General features: G+C 43.5%; 15 protein-coding genes and 1 other RNA gene. 6 read left to right on the top strand and 10 right to left on the bottom strand.

Annotation, left to right across the window (positions count from 1 at the left end; all coding sequences use genetic code 11):
- Nucleotides 1-55: 55 nt before the first annotated feature.
- From NST94_RS01030 to NST94_RS01020, 3 genes are all read left to right on the top strand, one after another.
- Nucleotides 56-1,369, top strand: a complete 1,314-nt coding sequence (locus NST94_RS01030) for a WYL domain-containing protein (RefSeq protein WP_076192616.1) — start codon at nt 56-58, stop codon at nt 1,367-1,369.
- The gene (locus tag NST94_RS01025; RefSeq protein WP_076126906.1) at nt 1,356-2,153 is read left to right on the top strand and encodes a WYL domain-containing protein; all 798 of its coding nucleotides are present in this window, start codon (nt 1,356-1,358) and stop codon (nt 2,151-2,153) included. Before NST94_RS01030 ends, NST94_RS01025 begins: the two co-directional genes overlap by 14 nt.
- Nucleotides 2,154-2,354: 201 nt before the next feature.
- Complete coding sequence (locus tag NST94_RS01020) at nt 2,355-2,576, top strand: helix-turn-helix transcriptional regulator (protein ID WP_076126905.1); 222 nt, start codon at nt 2,355-2,357, stop codon at nt 2,574-2,576.
- Nucleotides 2,577-2,719: 143 nt separating this feature from the next.
- Here NST94_RS01020 and NST94_RS01015 read toward each other — a convergent pair whose 3' ends face one another.
- The gene (locus tag NST94_RS01015) at nt 2,720-4,855 is read right to left on the bottom strand and encodes a pectate lyase (RefSeq protein ID WP_339281547.1); all 2,136 of its coding nucleotides are present in this window, start codon (nt 4,853-4,855) and stop codon (nt 2,720-2,722) included.
- A 343-nt stretch (nt 4,856-5,198) separates the two neighbouring features.
- Between NST94_RS01015 and NST94_RS01010 the strand changes: the two genes are divergently transcribed.
- Complete coding sequence (locus tag NST94_RS01010; RefSeq protein WP_169744731.1) at nt 5,199-5,375, top strand: hypothetical protein; 177 nt, start codon at nt 5,199-5,201, stop codon at nt 5,373-5,375.
- Between the two features lie 82 nt (nt 5,376-5,457).
- Here NST94_RS01010 and NST94_RS01005 read toward each other — a convergent pair whose 3' ends face one another.
- On the bottom strand, nt 5,458-5,655 hold the full coding sequence (locus NST94_RS01005; RefSeq protein ID WP_076303217.1) for a helix-turn-helix domain-containing protein: 198 nt from the start codon (nt 5,653-5,655) through the stop codon (nt 5,458-5,460).
- 283 nt (nt 5,656-5,938) lie between these two features.
- Here NST94_RS01005 and NST94_RS01000 point away from each other — a divergent pair, with 283 nt between their 5' ends.
- Both NST94_RS01000 and NST94_RS00995 read left to right on the top strand, forming a co-directional pair.
- Complete coding sequence (locus NST94_RS01000) at nt 5,939-6,409, top strand: DinB family protein (protein ID WP_175620008.1); 471 nt, start codon at nt 5,939-5,941, stop codon at nt 6,407-6,409.
- 51 nt (nt 6,410-6,460) lie between these two features.
- Nucleotides 6,461-6,907, top strand: coding sequence for a YdeI/OmpD-associated family protein (locus NST94_RS00995; protein WP_076279925.1), 447 nt, complete (start codon nt 6,461-6,463; stop codon nt 6,905-6,907).
- Between the two features lie 204 nt (nt 6,908-7,111).
- On the opposite strand, the gene NST94_RS00990 is transcribed toward NST94_RS00995, so the two are convergent.
- The 8 genes from NST94_RS00990 to smpB form a co-directional block, all read right to left on the bottom strand.
- Nucleotides 7,112-8,428, bottom strand: a complete 1,317-nt coding sequence (locus NST94_RS00990) for an NAD(P)/FAD-dependent oxidoreductase (protein WP_076126895.1) — start codon at nt 8,426-8,428, stop codon at nt 7,112-7,114.
- Nucleotides 8,429-8,459: 31 nt separating this feature from the next.
- Entirely contained in the window at nt 8,460-9,767 is a 1,308-nt protein-coding gene (locus NST94_RS00985; protein WP_081383478.1) for an aminoacetone oxidase family FAD-binding enzyme, read from the bottom strand.
- Nucleotides 9,768-10,051: 284 nt separating this feature from the next.
- Nucleotides 10,052-10,234: a hypothetical protein gene (locus NST94_RS00980; RefSeq protein WP_139329976.1), complete on the bottom strand. Its 183-nt coding sequence runs from the start codon at nt 10,232-10,234 to the stop codon at nt 10,052-10,054.
- 333 nt (nt 10,235-10,567) lie between these two features.
- A complete protein-coding gene (locus tag NST94_RS00975) occupies nt 10,568-15,919 on the bottom strand; it encodes an S-layer homology domain-containing protein (RefSeq protein WP_280753379.1) in 5,352 nt (1,783 codons plus the stop codon).
- Nucleotides 15,920-16,710: 791 nt separating this feature from the next.
- Nucleotides 16,711-17,076, bottom strand: a complete 366-nt coding sequence (locus NST94_RS00970) for a hypothetical protein (RefSeq protein ID WP_076126891.1) — start codon at nt 17,074-17,076, stop codon at nt 16,711-16,713.
- A gap of 408 nt (nt 17,077-17,484) precedes the next feature.
- Complete coding sequence (locus tag NST94_RS00965) at nt 17,485-17,847, bottom strand: hypothetical protein (RefSeq protein WP_076126889.1); 363 nt, start codon at nt 17,845-17,847, stop codon at nt 17,485-17,487.
- Nucleotides 17,848-18,144: 297 nt separating this feature from the next.
- Nucleotides 18,145-18,509, bottom strand: a transfer-messenger RNA (tmRNA) gene (gene ssrA / locus NST94_RS00960).
- Between the two features lie 201 nt (nt 18,510-18,710).
- Nucleotides 18,711-19,190 carry an SsrA-binding protein SmpB gene (gene smpB, locus NST94_RS00955; RefSeq protein ID WP_036687155.1) on the bottom strand — a complete coding sequence of 160 codons (480 nt, stop codon included), beginning with the start codon at nt 19,188-19,190 and terminating at the stop codon, nt 18,711-18,713.
- Between the last annotated feature and the right edge of the window lie 609 nt (nt 19,191-19,799).

Genomic DNA, 19,799 nt, shown 5'->3' with positions numbered 1-19,799 from the left:
AATATAATGAGTACTACTATTTCTTATGGATTCGCTACAGGGTGGAGGGATACAAATGGCCCGGGAAAGTTTTGACAAGGAGATTCAATTTCTTCGCATGCTCTCTTTAGCGGGGGGAGCTTACAGCAGACAACAATTCGCCGATCGTCTCGGCATTTCTGTACATACCTATGACAAAACGCTGCGCAACCTGAAGGGCATGGTAACCGTCTTACAACAGGATCTGCCTACAGAACAAGGAACAGAACTCTCTGAGTGGCTCCGCTATAACTACTATGAATCTGCCGACCCGCTGCTCCTGTTCTTGTTCCGGGCGAAGTCGCTTAAGGAAACGGAGAGCATCCGGCTTACACTACTATTAACTGCGCTCCAGACTCAGGAGCTAACGGCTAAAGATCTACAGGATGTGTGCAGTGAGCAAATGCCAACCGATTATCCAATGCCCGATGAGAAAACCATCCGTGGAGATCTGAAATACCTTGAGGAAGTTGGCGTTATTCTTCGTGTAAACGAAGGTCGGCCTTATCGATACAAGGCTGCTAACGATCTGATTGATCAATTATCCGGCGATCAGCTCTTGGATCTTTACGACTATGTTGATGTCATCGCCAACACGCAGACTCCGTCTGTACAAGGTTACCTGCTGCGCGACACCTTAAAAAAGGTCCTGCGGAAGCGGGGTTATACCCTCGAAGCTACGGAAACCCATAGATACAAATATAATTATCATTCACGTATTCTTGATGAGGCACACCTATATACGATATTTGCAGCCATTCAGCAGCGAAAAAAAATCAAGTTTCTATATCTATCCCCTAAAAAGGGCAAAAACTACGCCTCTCAGAATACCAATCCTCTCTTTGAGCGGGAAACAAGGGGCGTCACAGAAACTGTTCTTCCGCTCCGCGTCATCTATGACCATCAATATGGGCGCTGGTATTTAATCGGACATAATTCACGTATGGGCATCATGAAATTCCGAATGGAGGGCCTCACTCAAATTGAGGAGGGCGACACTGTGGAAGAAGCAGAGTTTGCTCAGAAACTCAGCAATCTGGAAGAGCAGATGACAACCAGCTGGGTTATAGATACCACCCGTGCAATTAAAGTGGTGGCAAGATTTTATAACCCCAATCGCCCAGGTGTTAATTTTATTCGGGAGCGGGTTGAAGCGCAGGGACAGTGGGGAGAAATTACGGAAGAGTCCGATTCTACATTCCTTTATGAGATCATAGTGAATGGTATTTATGAAATTAAGCCGTGGTTACGAAGCTTTGGTTCGAGCTGCGAGGTATTAGAACCCCCTTGGCTGCGTAAGCAATTTATCGCGGAGTGGAAGGAGATTCACAGCTATTATGAATCCATTTGAGAAAATATTTAACTTCCAAATCATTTCACGCCTCGACGAAGTGGGTTCATTAGCGCTGACCTCCCAGGAACGTTCCTGGCTGAAAACCATGTTAATGCACCCGGCCTCAGAAGCAGCTTTTACACTGGATACCTTAAGTAAATTGAACGCCATATTGGAGGCAGAAGCGTCCACAGAAGTGCGGCAAATTATTATGGAGAAAGCTAAAAGCAAAGAGCGGCAGGTCTATCATCCAATGCTTCGTACACTCCGCCGTATAATCATGCAGAATCAAGCGATCCTTATTACTTTCCATATTAAGCATGGAGGCCAACGAACTGACCAAACCGGGTTCCCTCATAAGCTGGAATACAACATGTATAAGCGGGAGTGGTATCTGCAATGGTACAGCACCCGGCAACGTTCTCTTATGTCCACTAAACTAAAAAACATTATTTCTGTTGAAGTAGCTCCCTTCCCTGCCAAACGGATTAATGATTTAAAAGCAAGGATAATGCGATTATTAGAGGATCAGAAGGAATGTGCATGTATTCAAGTCATCCCCACCTTTAATGCTGAGCTATCACGAATTCTGTACGCCTTTTCCTGTTTTGATAAATCCGTGTCCTTTGATGAAAATTCGGGTATCTATCGAATCAAAGTCATCTACATGAGAGACGATAGCGAATTCCTATTGTCCAAAATCCGTTTTCTTGGCCTCCGCGTAAAAATCGTCGAGGGTGAGCATCTTAAGCGGCGCATGCTGAAATCCGCAGCTATGGCGATTGACCGGTATGGGGAATAACCGAAGAATTAGTATAAGCTGGTCAACTATCCTGAAGTGCTGAAACGTGCTTATATAGTAAAGTAAAAGACACGGTTAAGATGTCTTTTACTTTACTTACAGCAGCTTTCTTAAAAACTGAGAGGTTTATTCTCATGAAAAGAAAAGCCGTCTTATGCATATAGTCAAGATGAAAACTCAGAGTTAGTGAGGGGATTAGAAGTGGGAAAGAGAGTTATAGTAAAAATATCAGAATTGACCAAAAAACATAAGATTTCCCTACGAGAATTGTCCAGAATATCCGATGTCCGACATGCCGCATTAAGTGAGTTAGCTAATGGAAAAAGGGAGAATATTAACTTTAGTCATATAGGCAAAATTGCAGAAGCTTTAAATATTGAGGATATTCGTGAGATTATTGATTTGGTTGATGATAAAGATTAATCAAATCAACACAAAATTAATAGTTTTTGAATCGACAATAACTCAAGTAATAAGATCATAAGAAAAAGCAAAGAAAAGCGACCCCTACAGGTCGCTTTTCTGCGTTTCTGATACTCCATATTAAAGTAGAGGCAGCCATTCCCCTATTCCAGCTTCATATAGTACAGATTCGCCGTACTATCTTTTGTAATGGTATGTGCACCTGCGGCAAGAGAGACAGTGGCAATGCCATTGGTTGTAGGATAACTTGTTCCATCCACTTTGATTTTCGTTCCCTCTGTGTTGAACACTAGGGTTAGCGTTGAAGCTTTAGCAGCAGTGAATTGAATGCTGGTAACACTCTCGATTTTTAGACATTGGGTTAGGGTTAAACCCTGATAGGCCACAGTTCCCTTACTTGTTGAGAGATTGCCTTGAATATTGAAGAAGCTGCTTGTTGTTCCATCCGTAGTAAAGTTGTGAACGTTTGCTCCCGCTGTCGGCACTGGCGTTGTCGTCGGTGCTGGAGTCGCTGTTGGAGCTGGGGTCGCTGTTGGCACAGGAGTTACTGTTGGCGTAGGTGTTACTGATGGAGTCGGAGTCGGGTTCGTTGGGTTTGAATTCCCCCCTACAGAGACAAGTCCCGTTGTGTAGCTTCTGATTGCAGACATCAGCGCTGTATTCAACGCATACGAAACGTCATCCACTGAATCATTAAATTCCCATGTGAAGTCTCCGCCATTCAGACGTCCGGCTTTTGCCATAACAATCTGTTCAACATTGCTTACGTTATCAATATTAGATACGTTCACTCCTGTATTTACGCTCGTGTCGAAGTTGTTATAGGCTGTTCCGCCTTTTAATGCTTTGTATGAGCTTGGGACGGTTTCATTTCTTGACGAAGCTAAGTAAGCATCAAATGAGGTAACATTAGCAGGAGCTGTCCCTGTGTTTGAATTCGCATAGATGAGACTTGAAGCCTCTACAATAAGATTGTTATAGGCTTTAATCACACCTCCATTTTCGCCTGAGAATGTGCCCTCCCCTAAAGCATCTGTACCTTGTAAGGAGATCATCATTGGAAACTTAGCATGTCTAAAATAATTAGATTCTACAAAAGCTGAAGCACCTGTAGTAACACCCACACCGTATTTGGAGATACCATCGAAAAAGTTGTTATAGATATGGACGGATGCCACTCTAATCCGCGGATGACGGGAGTCCGAATGGTCAAACCAGTTGTGGTGGAAGGTAACAAAAAATTCAGCCGGCTCACTCAAACCAACTAGCGAAGATTTTCCGGAATCCCAGTAATGGTTGTAAGAGATTGTAATATAGTTGGATCCATTTTTAAGGTCTGTGGAACCGTCGCCCTTGGCTTGGTCTGCATCGCCTCCAGCAGCTCCATAAAAAATATCATTATTATGCACCCAGACATTCATATTGCCAGAATCCATTGAAATGCCATCGTCGGGGAATAACATTACACCCAGGTTTCTTACTTCCACATTACCTACATATCTTAGAAGCATTCCCCAACCGTATGCGTAAGCATCATTTCCGATACCTTCAATAGTAATATTCATTTCCGAATAATTGTTTTTACCTTTGACTTCAAGATACCCACTGCTGTTAAGCTGTCCACTCAGATCAGCAGCTGTAACTTTTCCGATAATTCGAATCGCAAGTGGAGTTGTATCATAGCCTTTTTGTCTCAGTGCCAGAATACCGCCCAGGCCAACCCCTGTTTGTACAGCGCCGGAGCTGTTGATTTTCACACCAAGGGTTACGGTTTGCGCAGTCTGAGATGTTATATACAGCACTTGAGCACCATTCTTGAGGGTTCCATTCTCATTATAAGCCCCTGATCCCGTACCATATTGCGAGCTAGTCGAAAAAGCAAACCCTGAGCGGTCATATGACGTTACGGATAGTGGATTTGAAACCGCACTTACCGTCCCACCCCCTGACAACGTAGCTTCAACTTTCATCACATAATTTCCGGCTGCAAGCCCTACAGCATCCGCTCTCCAGTAGGAAGGATATTTGCGGATTAACTCATTATTAATTTGTTGATACCCAGAATCCGCTGCACTTGCCAATTTAACATAAACGTTATACCCTGTCGCATTGCTTACAGGTGACCATTCCACATATGCCGTTTCATTCCAGCCTCCACTGCCTGTTACCGCAAGACCAGCAGCATGCACCACCGTATTTGTCCATCCACCTACTATTAAAGAAAGAGCAAGAGAAAACAACACAACAATACTGGTTACCTTTGCAACTCTTTTTTTCATTTTATTTCCTCCCGATTTTAATTTGTTGCAGATATCATTGTAACCGCTTGCAAAAAATGAAGTTTCTCTTTTCACCTCCTAAATATTTAGAAAGAGATCCTGCATCTAGCCCCTGTCCCCCTTCGAAAATAATACAAATTCTGGAACCAGAACACGTTCAACATATCAAAACTAAAAAAGGTTCCGAAACAATCATTTACTCATATCTCCCCTATCTAACCGTGTTCTGAGCTAATGATTATAGGACAGCGAATGGATTGTGATCATACAACACGAATAGCCACACAGTAGCCAGCACATAATAAAATTCACAACCATTAGGTAATCAAGGAGGAATTTTCAATTGAGCGCAAATAAACCAGACAAGAATCTGATCAACACCGTAAAAGATTTGGAAGCCACGCCCGTAAACAGCCTGGAAGCCCAACAGCAACAACAAGCCCGTAATGATCGCCGCAAGCAATCTCAGCATGACAGCGACGGAAAATTCACGGAAAATGAAACCGGGAACTTTCATTAAAGTCGGGGATAATGTTGGCATCTTCTTTTCAAGCTGCAATAACGTAAAAAGACACCCTTCAAGGTGTCTTTTCTTTTACTACCTATGGAGCCGTATCATAATGTATTTTCCTCTGATCAATACGTATCAACTGCTCATCCTGTAATCCAAGCAATGATTTTGTCACGGTCTCACGCGCCGTTCCTGTCATATCCGCCAGGTGTTGATGCGTTAATTTCAAATCGATTAGAACACCTTTATCAGAGGGCACTCCGTGCTGTTCTGTTAGACGCAACAACACGTGAGCAACTCCAGATAGAACCAGATAGTGCTCCTCTCCCTCTTCACCCTCAAAAAAGATGGACTCTCCTTTTATATAAGTACGCTCGCCACATACCTTAGCAATTTCAGCTAATTATTCATCATCAAGATGTTCAAAGAACGGAAAATCCCGTAACAGTTGGGTTTGTGATTGAGTATGTTTCACAAATTTTCCAAATGAACCATCACAAAATGGAAGGTTTTGGTTGTTTAGGACAAGAATAAAGTTAAGATTCTAAATTTCGAGAAGTGAGTTGATGAACATGAGTGATAAGATGGTGGCTGTTTTAAGAAGACAGTTTGATCCAACCGTAGAAATGTTGAAGAATCTTATCGAAGTATGTCCTGATCATTTTTGGAAGAATGCCAAGCATAAATACTGGAAGCATATATTCCACGCTACAACCAGCATGAAATTTTGGTTTAGGCAGCAGAAGGATGAAGAATTCACGATACCTGACTTCGGTAAAGATATAACAGAAGACTTAGATAAGGAGTGCTCTGACTACCCTACTAAGGAAGAAATGACGGAGTACGTAGAGGAGATATTGAGTGTGGCTCGTAATTTTTTTGCTGAACTTACTGACGGCAGATTATTGGAACCATGTGTACTATACGAAGAAATAACTAAAACTGATGTTATCCTCATGCAGATAAGGCATGTTCAACATCATATAGGTTATTGCAACAGCATATTGAATTCGAATCACCTACAAACAGCAAAGTGGCTATGATAAAATTAGTGACCGAAATCAGCTTCTTTACCACGAGGAGTGTTATTTAGTATGGTTTATGAATTTGATAGTGAGATAAGGCTGCTGGAAGGTAAAATGAAATGGAAAGTAGTCTATTTCCCCTATTCAGTAAGGGAGATATTCAATACTAATGGTAAAGTACCTATTCAAATCTCTGTTGACGGGCACGAATTTGACCATACTTTATTGCCGTCAAAGAATGGGCATTATTTTGTTTATAACGAATTTATTCGAAGAGCAGTACAAAAAGAGCTCGGTGATACATTACATATAATACTTAAGAAATGTGAGGAAAATCGTAAACTGATTGTGCCTGATTACATTACTACAAACCTTGAAGAGTACCACATGCTGAATACATTTCTAAACCAGCCTGATTACATTAAACGAGAGCAGATTAATTATATTGAGCTTGCTAAAAAGGAAGATACAAAAAATAGACGAATACTAACTCTAATTGATAAACTTAAGGATTAATAAAGGGACGACAATAAAGTTGAGGTAAAATAAAGACATCAGAGTTAAGCAACGAATAAAATGAGCACAAAACTTTAAAAAATCACAAAAAAAGCGATGAGAAACAATCCTCATCGCTTTCACATTACTAAAACCAGACTTGTTACAGCAAACCTCTGCCATAGTAATAGATGATCGTTTAAGAGTCAGCAACCCTCTACCCCCTTACGTGGTGCTGGCACGTCGATTAGCAAGCGCCATAGCAGCGGCGTAGCCGGAGCTCCAAGCCCATTGCAGGTTATAGCCGCCGCAATCTCCATCCACATCCATCACTTCACCTGCCAAATACAGCCCAGGGACTAACTTAGATTCTAACGTTCCTTCGATTAGCTCCGTCGTATCGATGCCACCGGCTGTTGTTTGTGCATTCGTGAAGCTATTGGTATCGGTCACTTTAAATTCCCAATGCTTCAAGATTCGATAAAATATTTTCTTGGTTTTCCATGATAAATCCATACAAAGCAAGTGCGGCTGTTGATCAATTCCAGCCTCCTTCAGCAGAACTGGAATCAGTTTCTTGCTGACGATGCCCACAAAAGAATCGGCAACCGTCCGGTGTCCGAAGATCCCCCAGTGGATCTCCAGAAAATCAATTAACTCTTCCTCCGTGCGCTCCGGCATTAAATCAACCGACAATGTCACCGATTCTCCTATTCCGAGATTATACGCAGCCTTTCTGCTGAGCTGAAGTATGGGCGGGCCCGAGATACCATAGTCCGTAAAAAGAATCTCACCAGACTCAGTGCGTATGACTTCATTGTTTACGATAACATGGGCCTCTCCCTCAAATTTGATGCCCGATAGTTCCTTCAAATACGGATAATCCAGCTTCAATTGTACAATGCCTGGCACCGGGTTGATCAGGGTGTGCCCCAGGCGTTGGACAAGCGTATAACCGGAGCCGTCCGTTCCCGTTTTGGGAGCGGTAAGGCCGCCTGCACATAGAAAAAGATAGTCGCTGGTATACACAACCTGTTCCTCTGTCTCCGTCTGGCAGGTTATCGCGAACCGCGGATGTCCCGCCGAAACGGTAACATCCAACACTTTATGTTTATAATATACGGGAACATTCCGATCCTCCAGCGCCAGCTTAAATACACCCGGCACCGAAGCCGCCTGCAGCGACATCGGATACATCCGGCCATTCTCCAAGCTTACAAAAGGAAGCCCGAGTGAGGAGAAAAATTCGATCGTTTGGCGGACACCGAATTGCCGCAATACATGTATTGGGAATCCTTCCTGATTACTGTGATACTTGCGTGATAAAGCGGCCGCTTCATCCGTACCGGTGGCGGTGGATTGGTTCGTAATGTTGCAACGCCCGTTACCCGTCGTTATTATTTTCTTCCCAAGCCGGTCATTGCTTTCAATAATTGCTGTATCAATACCTTGATCCCTCGCTGTAACTGCAGCCATTAGACCTGCAGCACCCCCACCGATAATGAACAGCTCGTGGTGCTTAGAAGTCTGATCCTTATACATGTTAATTGATGCATCCCTTTTCCTAATAAATTTATTGAATTGACTTAGCTAGCGCCATGGCGGCCACATATCCGGAACTCCAGGCCCATTGCAGGTTATAGCCGCCGAAATCTCCGTCGACATCCATCACTTCGCCAGCCAAATACAGCCCAGGCACCAGCTTGGATTCCAGCGTTCCTTCGATGAGTTCCGACGTATCAATGCCGCCGGCTGTCACTTGCGCATTCGTAAAGCCATTGGTATCCGTCACTTTAAATTCCCAACGCTTCAAGATTTGATAAAATTTCCCCTTAGTTTTCAACGACAGAGCCTGGCAAAGCAGCTGTGGTTGCTGATCTAAGCCGGTCTCCTTGAGTAGGACCGTAACAAGCTTCTTGTTAAAGATGCCAACGAGAGAATCCGCAACCGTCCGGTGTCCAAAGGTCTCCCAGAGCCTTTCTAAAAACTCAACTAACTCTTTCTCCGTGCGGCCCGGCATCAGATCAACCGACAATGTTACCTGTTCTCCTCTTGCAAGATGATACGCAGCCTTCCTGCTTAGCTGAAGAATTGGCGGGCCGGTAATACCATAATCCGTGAAGGCAATTTCACCCTGTTCACTGCAGATGACTTTACCGTTCACAATGATATGGGCTTGTCCCTGAGATTTGATAGTGGACAGTGCCCTCATATTCGGATATTGCAGCTTCAATTGCACAATGGCCGGCAAAGGCTCAATCAGGGTGTGCCCCAGACGTTCGGCAAGTGTATACCCAGGAGGTTCTTTTCCCGCATTTGGACCGGCAAGGCCACCCGCAGATAGAAGTAGATAGTCGCTAGTATAAACAACCTCCTCCTCTGTCTCCGTTTGGCATTTTATCTTGAAGCGCGGATGATTCTTCGAAACAGTAACATCCAACACTTTGTTATTGAGGTATACCGGAACATTCCGATCCTCCAGCGCAAGCTGGAAAATATCCAGCACCGCTGCTGCCTGCAGCGACATTGGATACATCAAGCCCTCCTTCAATCTTGTAAGTGGAAGCCCGAGAAAGGAGAAAAAATCTATAGTCTGACGGATGCCAAATTGCTGCAATACCGCAAGTGGAAATCCGGCCTGATTACTGTGATACTTGTGCGATAAAGCAATTGCTTCATCCGTACCCGTCGCAGTGGATTCATTCGTAATGTTACAGCGGCCATCACCTGTCATTAATATCTTCTTTCCAATCCGGTCGTTACCCTCCAGAATGGCAGTATCGATACCCATATCACGCGCAGTAACGGCGGCCATTAGTCCGGCAGCACCTGCGCCGATAATAAACAGCTTGTGGTGCATAGAAGTCTGATTCTCATACATGGTTGGTCAATGCATCCTTTATCCAATTTTTCTAAAACACAGAGTCACTTTATTAAATTATAGCATAAGTATACTGGTTTTCATTTATATCTCCCTATTAACTCTTCCTATCCTAGGTTTGCCTTTTTTATCCCTATATAGAACCTTAAATTTTCCTTCACACCTTCTTCACTGCAATCTTTAATTCCACATACGAAAGATACTGGATCTAGCAAGATACTCATTTTTTTGAACCGCCACGCATAGTCCAGATCATATTCTGAAAATATGAAAAAAGACACCTTTCATGGTGTCTTCAATAGTACTCCATATGGAGCCGAGCCATGGCTGTACAAATCCACAATTCGCCGCCGTGTGATGATTCGGATGTTCGGCGAGGTAGCATAGTTTAAGATCATTCCTTGGTCAGCGTATCGATGCGCGTGTGGCATTGCCCAGCGGATCAAATACGCCATTCTTCTTCCCATTGATAATACTAGCTTCTGCTTCATCTTTAATTAGATTCACTGCATAAGAGCTTGCGGTAGACATATCCGTAACTTTGCCTTTGGAAGCATCTTTATTACACTGATTTAGCCATTCAAGGAAAACAAACTCTCCTATAAAGAAAGGCGATCCTTGAGTAGCATAAAAAAGAGTTGCAACGACAACAAGACCTAGACGAAGCGTTCGAAGCGGTTAATTACAAACTTCGCAAGTACGATCAAATCTAGAAGGGGCAAATAACGGCTGAGCAGGAGTTTGTAATGGGTGATCACGAGGTAATGCATGACGAGTTCCTCTAAATATACACAAAAAAGTTACGAACTCAGTTTGGCCGCTTCGAGCAAGCGTTGTAAAATGACGGTAGCTTCGGCACGTGTAATGACATTGTTCGGCGTAAGCTGTCCTTGATTGCCTATGATAATTCCGTATTTAACGTTAAGTGCAGCTGCCGCTCTTGCAGACAAGTCGAGCAAATGATGGTCTTTGAATGTGCTAAGCTGTTGAGCGGCTTCGCTATCGGAAATCGCTGTATCCATCCCAGCAAGCTTCATGGCTTTCCCCAGCAACACCATTGCTTCTTCTCGGCTTAGCTTCTCGTTGGGAGTGTACTGGCTGTTGTTACTTGCCGTAACTAACCCGTAGCCTTCCGCAATGGAGACCGTTTCGTAATACCATTGCCCGCTGTTGACGTCAGTAAAGCTAGTAGGCTGATCAACCGTGTGTAATCCGAGAGCCCGGACCAACATCGCCGTGAACTCAGCTCGGGTAATTTGCTTGTTCGGTTGAAAGCTCGATTCAGTGACACCTTGGACGATCAGCTTGGACGCTACTTGTTCGATATCATACTTCGCCCAATGATTCTGAATATCCGCAAAGGTTTTGTCATTCTCTATAACGGCATAGACGCTATTTGTCAGGCTATAAATGACAGCAAAGGTCTTGCCGTTCTCCCTCATCATTCGGGTAGGTACCGGCACGATGTTTCCATCCTTCGTCATCGTAATCCCCGTTATATTTTTATTGTGATCATCTGCTGAATTGGGAATGACAATCGTCCGCTCGACATAGCTAAGAAACTTGTTGAGCTCAATCGTCTTACCGCCATGTGCTGCTGTGATGTTGAAATCAATCGGCGGCGACAAGAGTCTTGCCTTCCCTATACTATTAGCAAGTTGCACGATATCGCTTTCTGGTACATTGGTAATCTCGACTTGAATCACCATGTTTCGCAGTGCATCCTCCGAACCGAAACGCTTCGTGACAAGACTCCAATCGATCCGGTTGGCAGCTAGAAGATAGGAACCAAGCTCCGTTTGAATTAGAATAACTGCGTTTCGGTCATTCAGTGTTGTGATAAGCTGACCGTTTAAGAGCAGAAGAACACGATTTGAATCATTATGGACCGGTATGTTAATGACTGGCTTATCGGGTAAGGAATCGAGGTAACGCGATAATTTCTTCTCGTCGATGGTTACCGTTGTCACTTTCTTTCCGTTCATAACAGCAGTTGTTTCTTTGGCTAAATCCTTCTGTTTAACTCCATTGATCTCGATCTCTAGCCCTAAGCTTGGAATTGGGCTTGTACTTGAGCTTGTACTTGGGTCTGAGCTTGAACCTGAACCGGATTCAGGAGTCGAGATGTTCAGCGTAAACGTGGCAATCGTCTGATTTCCTGCTTCATCGATGACGACTAGCGTGTAGTCGCCAGAAGATATAACTCTCGTTCCGGTTGTGAAGGGCTGACCGTTTAATGTAGCGGTACCTTCATTAAATCCAATCGTCAACGGACTGGTGTAGTTGCTTATTCCTACAGTTAGACCGGTTATAATCGGGTTTGTTCGATCAATTGTGAAAGAAATCATTGTGACGTTACCCGCCTCATCCGTCACCACAAGCGTATAGTCACCTTCGGCAAAAACCGTTGCGCCACTTGCGAATGGATCTCCGTTCAAGGTCGCCGTACCTTCATTGAACGTAATCGATTGATTCGTGTTATAGATAGAGCCGTCGGTCACACCGCTAATGATCGGGACCGTTTTATCGATCGTGAATGCAATGGTTGTAACGTTGCCCATCGCGTCCGTTACGATGAGTGTGTAGTCGCCCTCGGCACTGACTTCAGATCCACTAGCAAAGGGATCTCCGTTCAATGTTGCGATTCCCGTGTTAAACGTGATCATTCTGTCGGTATTATAACTCGATCCGTAAACAACCCCAGTAACGGTTGGGCCGGTTTTGTGGATCGTAAAGCTGACTGTCGTAACGTTGCCCACCGCATCGGTCACAATGAGTGTATAGTCGCCTTCGGCGGAAACGGTCTCGCCACTTGCGAATGGATCTCCGTTCAACGTTGCCGTACCTTCGTTAAAAGTGATCGTTCTGTCGGTGTTGTAGCTCACCCCGTAAACAACGCCGGTGACGGTTGGAGCGGTTCTGTCAATGATGAAGTTGGCCGTCGTAACGTTACCCGCCTCATCCGTCACCACAAGCGTATAGTCACCTTCGGCGAAAATGGTTGCGCCACTTGCAAATGGATCTCCGTTCAAGGTCGCCGTACCTTCATTGAACGTAATCGATTGATTCGTGTTATAGATAGAGCCGTCGGTCACACCGCTAATGATCGGGACTGTTTTATCGATCGTGAATGCAATGGTTGTGACGTTGCCCATCGCGTCCGTTACGATGAGTGTGTAGTCGCCCTCGGCACTGACTTCAGATCCGCTAGCAAAGGAATCGCCGTTCAACGTTGCGATTCCCGTGTTAAACGTGATCATTCTGTCGGTATTATAACTCGATCCGTAAACAACCCCATTAACGGTTGGGCCGGTTTTGTGGATCGTAAAGCTGACTGTCGTAACGTTGCCCACCGCATCGGTCACAATGAGTGTATAGTTGCCTTCAGCGGAAACGGTCTCGCCACTTGCGAATGGATCTCCGTTCAACGTTGCCGTACCTTCGTTAAAAGTGATCGTTCTGTCGGTGTTGTAGCTCACCCCGTAAACAACGCCGGTGACGGTTGGAGCGGTTCTGTCAATGATGAAGTTGGCCGTCGTAACGTTACCCGCCTCATCCGTCACCACAAGCGTATAGTCACCTTCGGCGAAAATGGTTGCGCCACTTGCAAATGGATCTCCGTTCAAGGTCGCCGTACCTTCATTGAACGTAATCGATTGATTCGTGTTATAGATAGAGCCGTCGGTCACACCGCTAATGATCGGGACCGTTTTATCGATCGTGAATGCAATGGTTGTAACGTTGCCCATCGCGTCCGTTACGATGAGTGTGTAGTCGCCCTCGGCACTGACTTCAGATCCGCTAGCAAAGGGATCTCCGTTCAATGTTGCGATTCCCGTGTTAAACGTGATCATTCTGTCGGTATTATAACTCGATCCGTAAACAACCCCAGTAACGGTTGGGCCGGTTTTGTGGATCGTAAAGCTGACTGTCGTAACGTTGCCCACCGCATCGGTCACAATGAGTGTATAGTCGCCTTCAGCGGAAACGGTCTCGCCACTTGCGAATGGATCTCCGTTCAACGTTGCCGTACCTTCGTTAAAAGTGATCGTTCTGTCGGTGTTGTAGCTCACCCCGTAAACAACGCCGGTGACGGTTGGAGCGGTTCTGTCAATGATGAATTTCACCATCGTGACGTTGCCTGCTGCATCGGTTACAACCAGCGTATACACACCATCCTGATCAATCTTTGTACCGCTTGTATAAGCAGTTCCATTCAATTGCGCTGTCCCTTCATTAAAACTAGGAACTACCGATATATAAATTCCGCCCTCCATTACTCCCGTAACAATTGGCGCCACATTTTCGATCTCAAAGTTAACCGTTGTTACATTACCTACTGTATCGGTTACAACCAGCGTATACACACCATCCTGATCAATCCTTGTACCGCTCATATAAGCAGTTCCATTCAGCTGCGCTGTTCCTTCATTAAAACTGGGAGTTACCGACTTATAAACCCCGCCCTCGCTTACCCCTTTAATTTTAGGTGCTGTTGTGTCTATCTCAAAGTTAATCGTTGTTACATTGCCTGCTGTATCCGTTACAATCAGGGTATACACACCATCTTGTGAAACCTGTGCACCACTAACAAAAGCAGCTCCGTTTAAAGTCGCGGTTCCTTTGTTAAAGGTAATCGTTTTGATTGTGTTGTATATTACACCATTCGCTATTCCCGTTACGGTAGGTGCTATCGTATCAACCTTGAAAACCACCGTCGCACTATTGCCTGCTTGATCGGTGACGATCAGTGTATACGTTCCATCCTGGGTGATGTCTGTACCACTGGTATAGGGACTCCCATTAAGCAATCCGCTGCCTTCATAAAATAGAGGATTAACTTTGCTATTATATACTATGTTATTCACTACATTTGTAATAACAGGAGCTATTGTATCTACTGTAATTGTACTACTAATAGTTGAGTTGCTCGAATTACCAACTCTATCTTTATATTGTACATATACGTTTTTGACTCCCTGTCCAGCCGGAAGGACCCATGACCTCCCGTTCAGATCAGCGATACTGAACCAGCTGGTCTGCCAAGTCCCATTAACATTGGAGAGACGCACCTGCTCAACTCCTGAGCCGCTTCCATCCGTATAGGTTCCTTTTAAAGTGACCATCTCTGATTTCGTCCATGCAGCACCATCATTAATAATCAGTGCACCTGTTGGTGCTGTCTGATCCAATAGAATGATCTGAGAAGAACTGGCAGATATCGCATTGTTGGAATCTCTCACCTGCATATAGATGTTCTTCGCCCCATCCCCTCCACTTAGACTGAATGTTGCTGTATTGCTGAAAGGCAACCAAGATGCCGCCGATAAATTAGCAACGCTATTCGCAAATCTCATATGGGTAACACTATCACCTGCATCAGGATCTGAACCTGTTACGGATAGATTGACTGTGCTGGCGCTTGTCGCTGTTCCCTCCGCAATTTTGAAAGAGCCCGTAGGCGGGGTATTCGTCGGTCCGGTCTCATAAGTAACGACTAGCTTCGGGCGAAATGCAGCATTCGAAGCTTCTAAGGAATACAATAAAAATCTCCCGCTGTCTGCATCTGCTTCATTGCCGTTAAGTGTAAAAGTTACTGTGCGATCAGAACCACCCGTAAAGGCATCGACAGCACTCTTAACATTGAAAGTAATCGATTGATCCTGAAGATAAGTGCCCATCGGCACTTCCGCAGTGCTTTTCGCCGTAAATTTATCTGAAAAAGGGCTATTCACATCTACGAAGGGGAAGGTACCATTAAAATTATGGTCCAAACTATTCGCAGCAGAGCCCCTTGCCTCCATGTACAGCGTGTGATTCGGGACTCTTAATACAGTAGCAACCGTCACAACCAGCTCTGCTGATACAATGGTCCCTTCTGGAGCACCTAAATTGAAAGATGCGGCCATTCTATTGCGCACATTGACGAAGCCGTCATTATTGCTCATGCCGACATATAGATAACCATCTCCGTCATTATCATAGATTCCGTTATATTCCGCTTGACCATTTAATTGCATCGTATCAGCAGTTGCTGTATAGGTCTTTGTAACTGTGCCTCCTGCTGCTTCAGCACTCGGTACCAACCCGGGTGTGATTGTCGTGAATAGAATAGCAATCGTCATGAATAGAGTTAGAATTCTTTCTCTCAATGTTTCTCCCCATTTCATATAAATATCAATATAATACTTTATGTAATATAATTACATTATAAATAAATAATACAAAATAAAAACTTATAGACAATAGCCTTACGAAGCCTATCTTGTCTATGTAATCTATCCATTATATAATTCCAGCATTTGAGAGAATAGTTACTGCTGTCATCACTATTGTCACATGACAAATTTGTAAATTTAACCAGTTATTATTCATCCTATTTAGGTATACTTTAGAGAACGAAAAAACTGGCCTCATGTGTGTTCAATCAGTTGAGAACAGTTACGTATCCCTTCTCGTTCAGCTACCTCCTTATAGCTCGATGAACCCTCTTAATACGCTCTGACCGCCTTTAATTTGAATTCCTCTGTATACTTCTGAAATGTTTGACCTTTTTTAGCCATAAAAAATATCCCCTCCAAGTGGCACTCAAGCCTACATGATAACATGAAGGTTTTTTTGAGTGTCTACTTGAAGGGGATAATATCAATCAGCGGGTCTTTCAAATGGAGCCGGGGGGAGTCGAAACCCTATCCGAAGATAACGGCACATAAGCTTCTACGAGTGTAATTACAGTTTTGATGACCCCTAGAAGCATTCTAACCAATATTTGATGAGTCATTCTGATTAAGGAGACTGGTCATAGGAATAACTCCTTAGTATAGTGATCCATTTATATAAGTTAATCCTGAATATATCGGTTTTTCACAGTGCTTCTTCAATACGCAGAAAGTACCTTTGGCGCTACAGATGATGGCTGGATCCTTTTAATTTTTAGAAGTTGCTAATTCCCTGCGGAATCAAGATACGCTTCAGCTTCTTCTATCGATTCGTACAAGTTTGCAATATCTTTAAACATACGATTCATTTGCGTTTTGTAGAACGCCGTAGGCGCAACATACACCCATTTGTGTTTTGTGGACATTCCAGCTTTCACAGCATCTTCACCAGTTGGAGCAAGAATTGCCATCACCTCTTGCTTAAATACCAGACCACCAGTGATTACAGTCATACCTGTAAACCCTCGCTTAGTTTTCTTCAGTATCTTCGGAAATTGTTCTGCGTACGCAAAGGCATCCTCAACTTCCATACCGTCCGATGTTACAATAATTCTGTTTTTATTTTTAACATAATCAATAGTGAAACTCATAATAGTAATTCCCCCGAATATTTTTGCTTTTGAGTGCTTAATGCCATAATCTAATCTTATATCAGTTCGAGCTCTTATAGATGTAGTTTCGGAAAATGTGCCACTAAATATTAACTTCAAAGTGAATGATCTAATTTTAGATGTAGACAACATGTCTACAAGAATAAATACTTTTAGTTCCCCATAATTCCTTGTCTGCATTCGGTCTACAATTCAATCACTAAACAGCAAAAAAACCGCTATCTCAGCGGGTTCCTCTTATGGAGCCGAGGGAAGTCAAACCCCTGTCCGAAGATAACGGCACATAAGCTTCTACGAGTGTAGTCAGAGCTTTGATGTCACAAAATTCATGACTCCCGCCAGAAAATTGTTTTACGGTGTAGTTGTAATTCTAAACTCAAAACTGTGCTATAGCGAAAAATCGGTAACACCCTTTTTATAGGAAAATTTAAGACTATATGTTTCTTCTTTTCCATAGGGCATTGTAGCAATTTTTATACGAGTATAATCAAGCCTGCTATCTCTTAAAACTCTCTTTACCAAGGCTATACTACGTTCTTCTTCCGTAATGATACAAAATATATTAAGAGCATATTTTTTTGGGTCGGAAATGCATTTGCCCATATCAAAGCCATCAACACAACCTAAGTTAGCATCTATTAGAGATATGTCCAGGTATTCCATTACTTTATCTCTTAACCAGTTATCACGTTGGCTTCCTTTTTCACTTTTTAGAGGATACTGTACTACTAACCAAAATTTTTCACTCATTCATAATCACCAGCCAATGAAGAGATTATTATAATAATTATAACAAAGAAACTTTGCAAAAGGGTATCGTTAACAATAGTATGGGAACCATCCTCATGCGGACGGTATTCGTGGTGGTAGAGAAATCTTTTGCAGTTTAAAAATATGCATACCAAACATTCCGAGACCTCATAGTAGACATGATAAACCACAAGTACACATTTGAGGAATTGGCTGAAATCATTAAAAAGCATTGCCTAACTTTAATTATGAGGATACAAAAAAGCGACCCCTAAAGGTCGCTTTTTCTAAAACTCCATATGGAGCCGAGGGGAGTCGAACCCCTGTCCGAAGATAACGGCACATAAGCTTCTACGAGTGTAGTCACAGTTTTGATGTCACCCGAGTATCGCCCCGTAACCGGCTATACGTTGGGTCAGCCTGATTGTCTTCTTCAGCTCACCGCAGGCGGAGATGAGACAGCGTATCCCACTATTTGTTAGCCCCTATCCCTGTCACATGGGCGATGCAGAGTAGAAGCACGCACACAGTTTCTTAGGCTGCGAAAGCGTAGTTGTTTTGTTGTTTGCCGTTTAATAGGCTTTAGCGTTGATGAAGCGGACGCGTCCCCACTACTCGCTACTCATGCTCGAACTACCCCCGTCGAATCCAAGAACGGCCCCTCATTAAAAAGGGCGCTTCGGATCAAGCGGATCTTCCAAGCAAGAGAGATCCAATCTACAGCTTCTTGTTCAAGAAAACTGTAACGAAGCAATAACTAACTTACTTACTCAGTATAGCACATTTATCAACACTTTAACACGTGGGTTAAAGGAATTGAAGGTTGAAACTGGAACTCATTTGAATCGTCTAGTTCTCCCAGATTATCTGGCGATCTTTTGCTTATCACGCAGTACACGCTGGATATCACGTTGAGCATCTCGCTTGGCAGCCGAGTCACGTTTGTCATACTCTTTTTTACCTTTACCAAGACCAATCAGCAGCTTCGCATAGCCATTCCGCACATAAATCTTGAGTGGCACAATCGTAAACCCATCTCGCTTGGACAAGCCCAGCAGTTTATGAATTTGCTCCTTATGCATTAACAATTTACGTGTGCGTGTGGGATCAGTAGGATTGGCACGGTTACCTTGTTCAAAAGGGCTGATATGCATGTTGTGAATCTGAATCTCACCATTGCGGATCGTAGCAAAAGCATCTCCAATATTAGCGCGGCCATTACGCAGCGACTTGATCTCTGTACCCGTCAGCACCAAGCCAGCTTCATAAGTATCCTCGATAAAATAATCATGGGAAGCTTTCTTATTCTGGGCGAGTACTTTCCCGTCTGCTTTTTTACCCATGAGAATCACTCCTTGAATCATATTCATAAGTTAAAGTAACCATGTCTGTCTAATCTTAAACGACACAGCCATCGAACGTCTGATCTATATTGTAACAAATGGAATCAAGTGAGCGCAAGGAACCTTCAACCAAATATACCTCACCTAATTTGTCATATAGTTGTCAGTAACATTACCCAATATCTAGCATTTGTTACAAAAAAGCATTAAGCTGAGTTGATCTGGAGTTTTTCAGCAAATAGCGAAGTTACCCTTTTACTTGTGCGCCTTAATTAACAGATAGTTATCCACTAATCTCCACATATCTATATCCATATACCCTATTTACTTATTACCTATTTGTTCTCAATTATCCGCTTCCCCCTACTTGGATATACATCTATTCGACGCCTATTCAAATAGTGCTGCTTTTACCTATACTGTGCAATCCTATACTGTACCTATCCTCTACCTATTCACTTGCTATCACCTACGTTGTTCTATATATAAATGTATTTCGTGCAACTATTTAAGCCTTGTCACCGCCAAAAAACTAATTAGTTGCACTTTCTGCAGCTAAAAAAGCGAAATCAGACCAATTAGAGGTAACTCATCAGATTTAGATGTACA

It is taken from the genome of Paenibacillus sp. FSL H8-0282, assembly GCF_037963825.1.
GTDB lineage: Bacteria > Bacillota > Bacilli > Paenibacillales > Paenibacillaceae > Paenibacillus_AQ > Paenibacillus_AQ odorifer.
Note: the sequence above shows the minus strand (reverse complement) of the source record. Positions and strands in the feature narration are given on the sequence as shown.

Coding starts and splice junctions, on each gene's coding strand:
- NST94_RS01000 (WP_175620008.1), top strand. CDS start 5,939: ATGAGTGATAAGATGGTGGCTGTTTTAAGAAGACAGTTTGATCCAACC.
- NST94_RS01030 (WP_076192616.1), top strand. CDS start 56: ATGGCCCGGGAAAGTTTTGACAAGGAGATTCAATTTCTTCGCATGCTC.
- NST94_RS00990 (WP_076126895.1), bottom strand. CDS start 8,428: ATGTATAAGGATCAGACTTCTAAGCACCACGAGCTGTTCATTATCGGT.
- NST94_RS00970 (WP_076126891.1), bottom strand. CDS start 17,076: ATGAGTTTCACTATTGATTATGTTAAAAATAAAAACAGAATTATTGTA.
- NST94_RS00965 (WP_076126889.1), bottom strand. CDS start 17,847: ATGAGTGAAAAATTTTGGTTAGTAGTACAGTATCCTCTAAAAAGTGAA.
- NST94_RS00995 (WP_076279925.1), top strand. CDS start 6,461: ATGGTTTATGAATTTGATAGTGAGATAAGGCTGCTGGAAGGTAAAATG.
- NST94_RS01025 (WP_076126906.1), top strand. CDS start 1,356: ATGAATCCATTTGAGAAAATATTTAACTTCCAAATCATTTCACGCCTC.
- smpB (WP_036687155.1), bottom strand. CDS start 19,190: ATGGGTAAAAAAGCAGACGGGAAAGTACTCGCCCAGAATAAGAAAGCT.
- NST94_RS00980 (WP_139329976.1), bottom strand. CDS start 10,234: ATGGGAAGAAGAATGGCGTATTTGATCCGCTGGGCAATGCCACACGCG.
- NST94_RS01015 (WP_339281547.1), bottom strand. CDS start 4,855: ATGAAAAAAAGAGTTGCAAAGGTAACCAGTATTGTTGTGTTGTTTTCT.
- NST94_RS00985 (WP_081383478.1), bottom strand. CDS start 9,767: ATGTATGAGAATCAGACTTCTATGCACCACAAGCTGTTTATTATCGGC.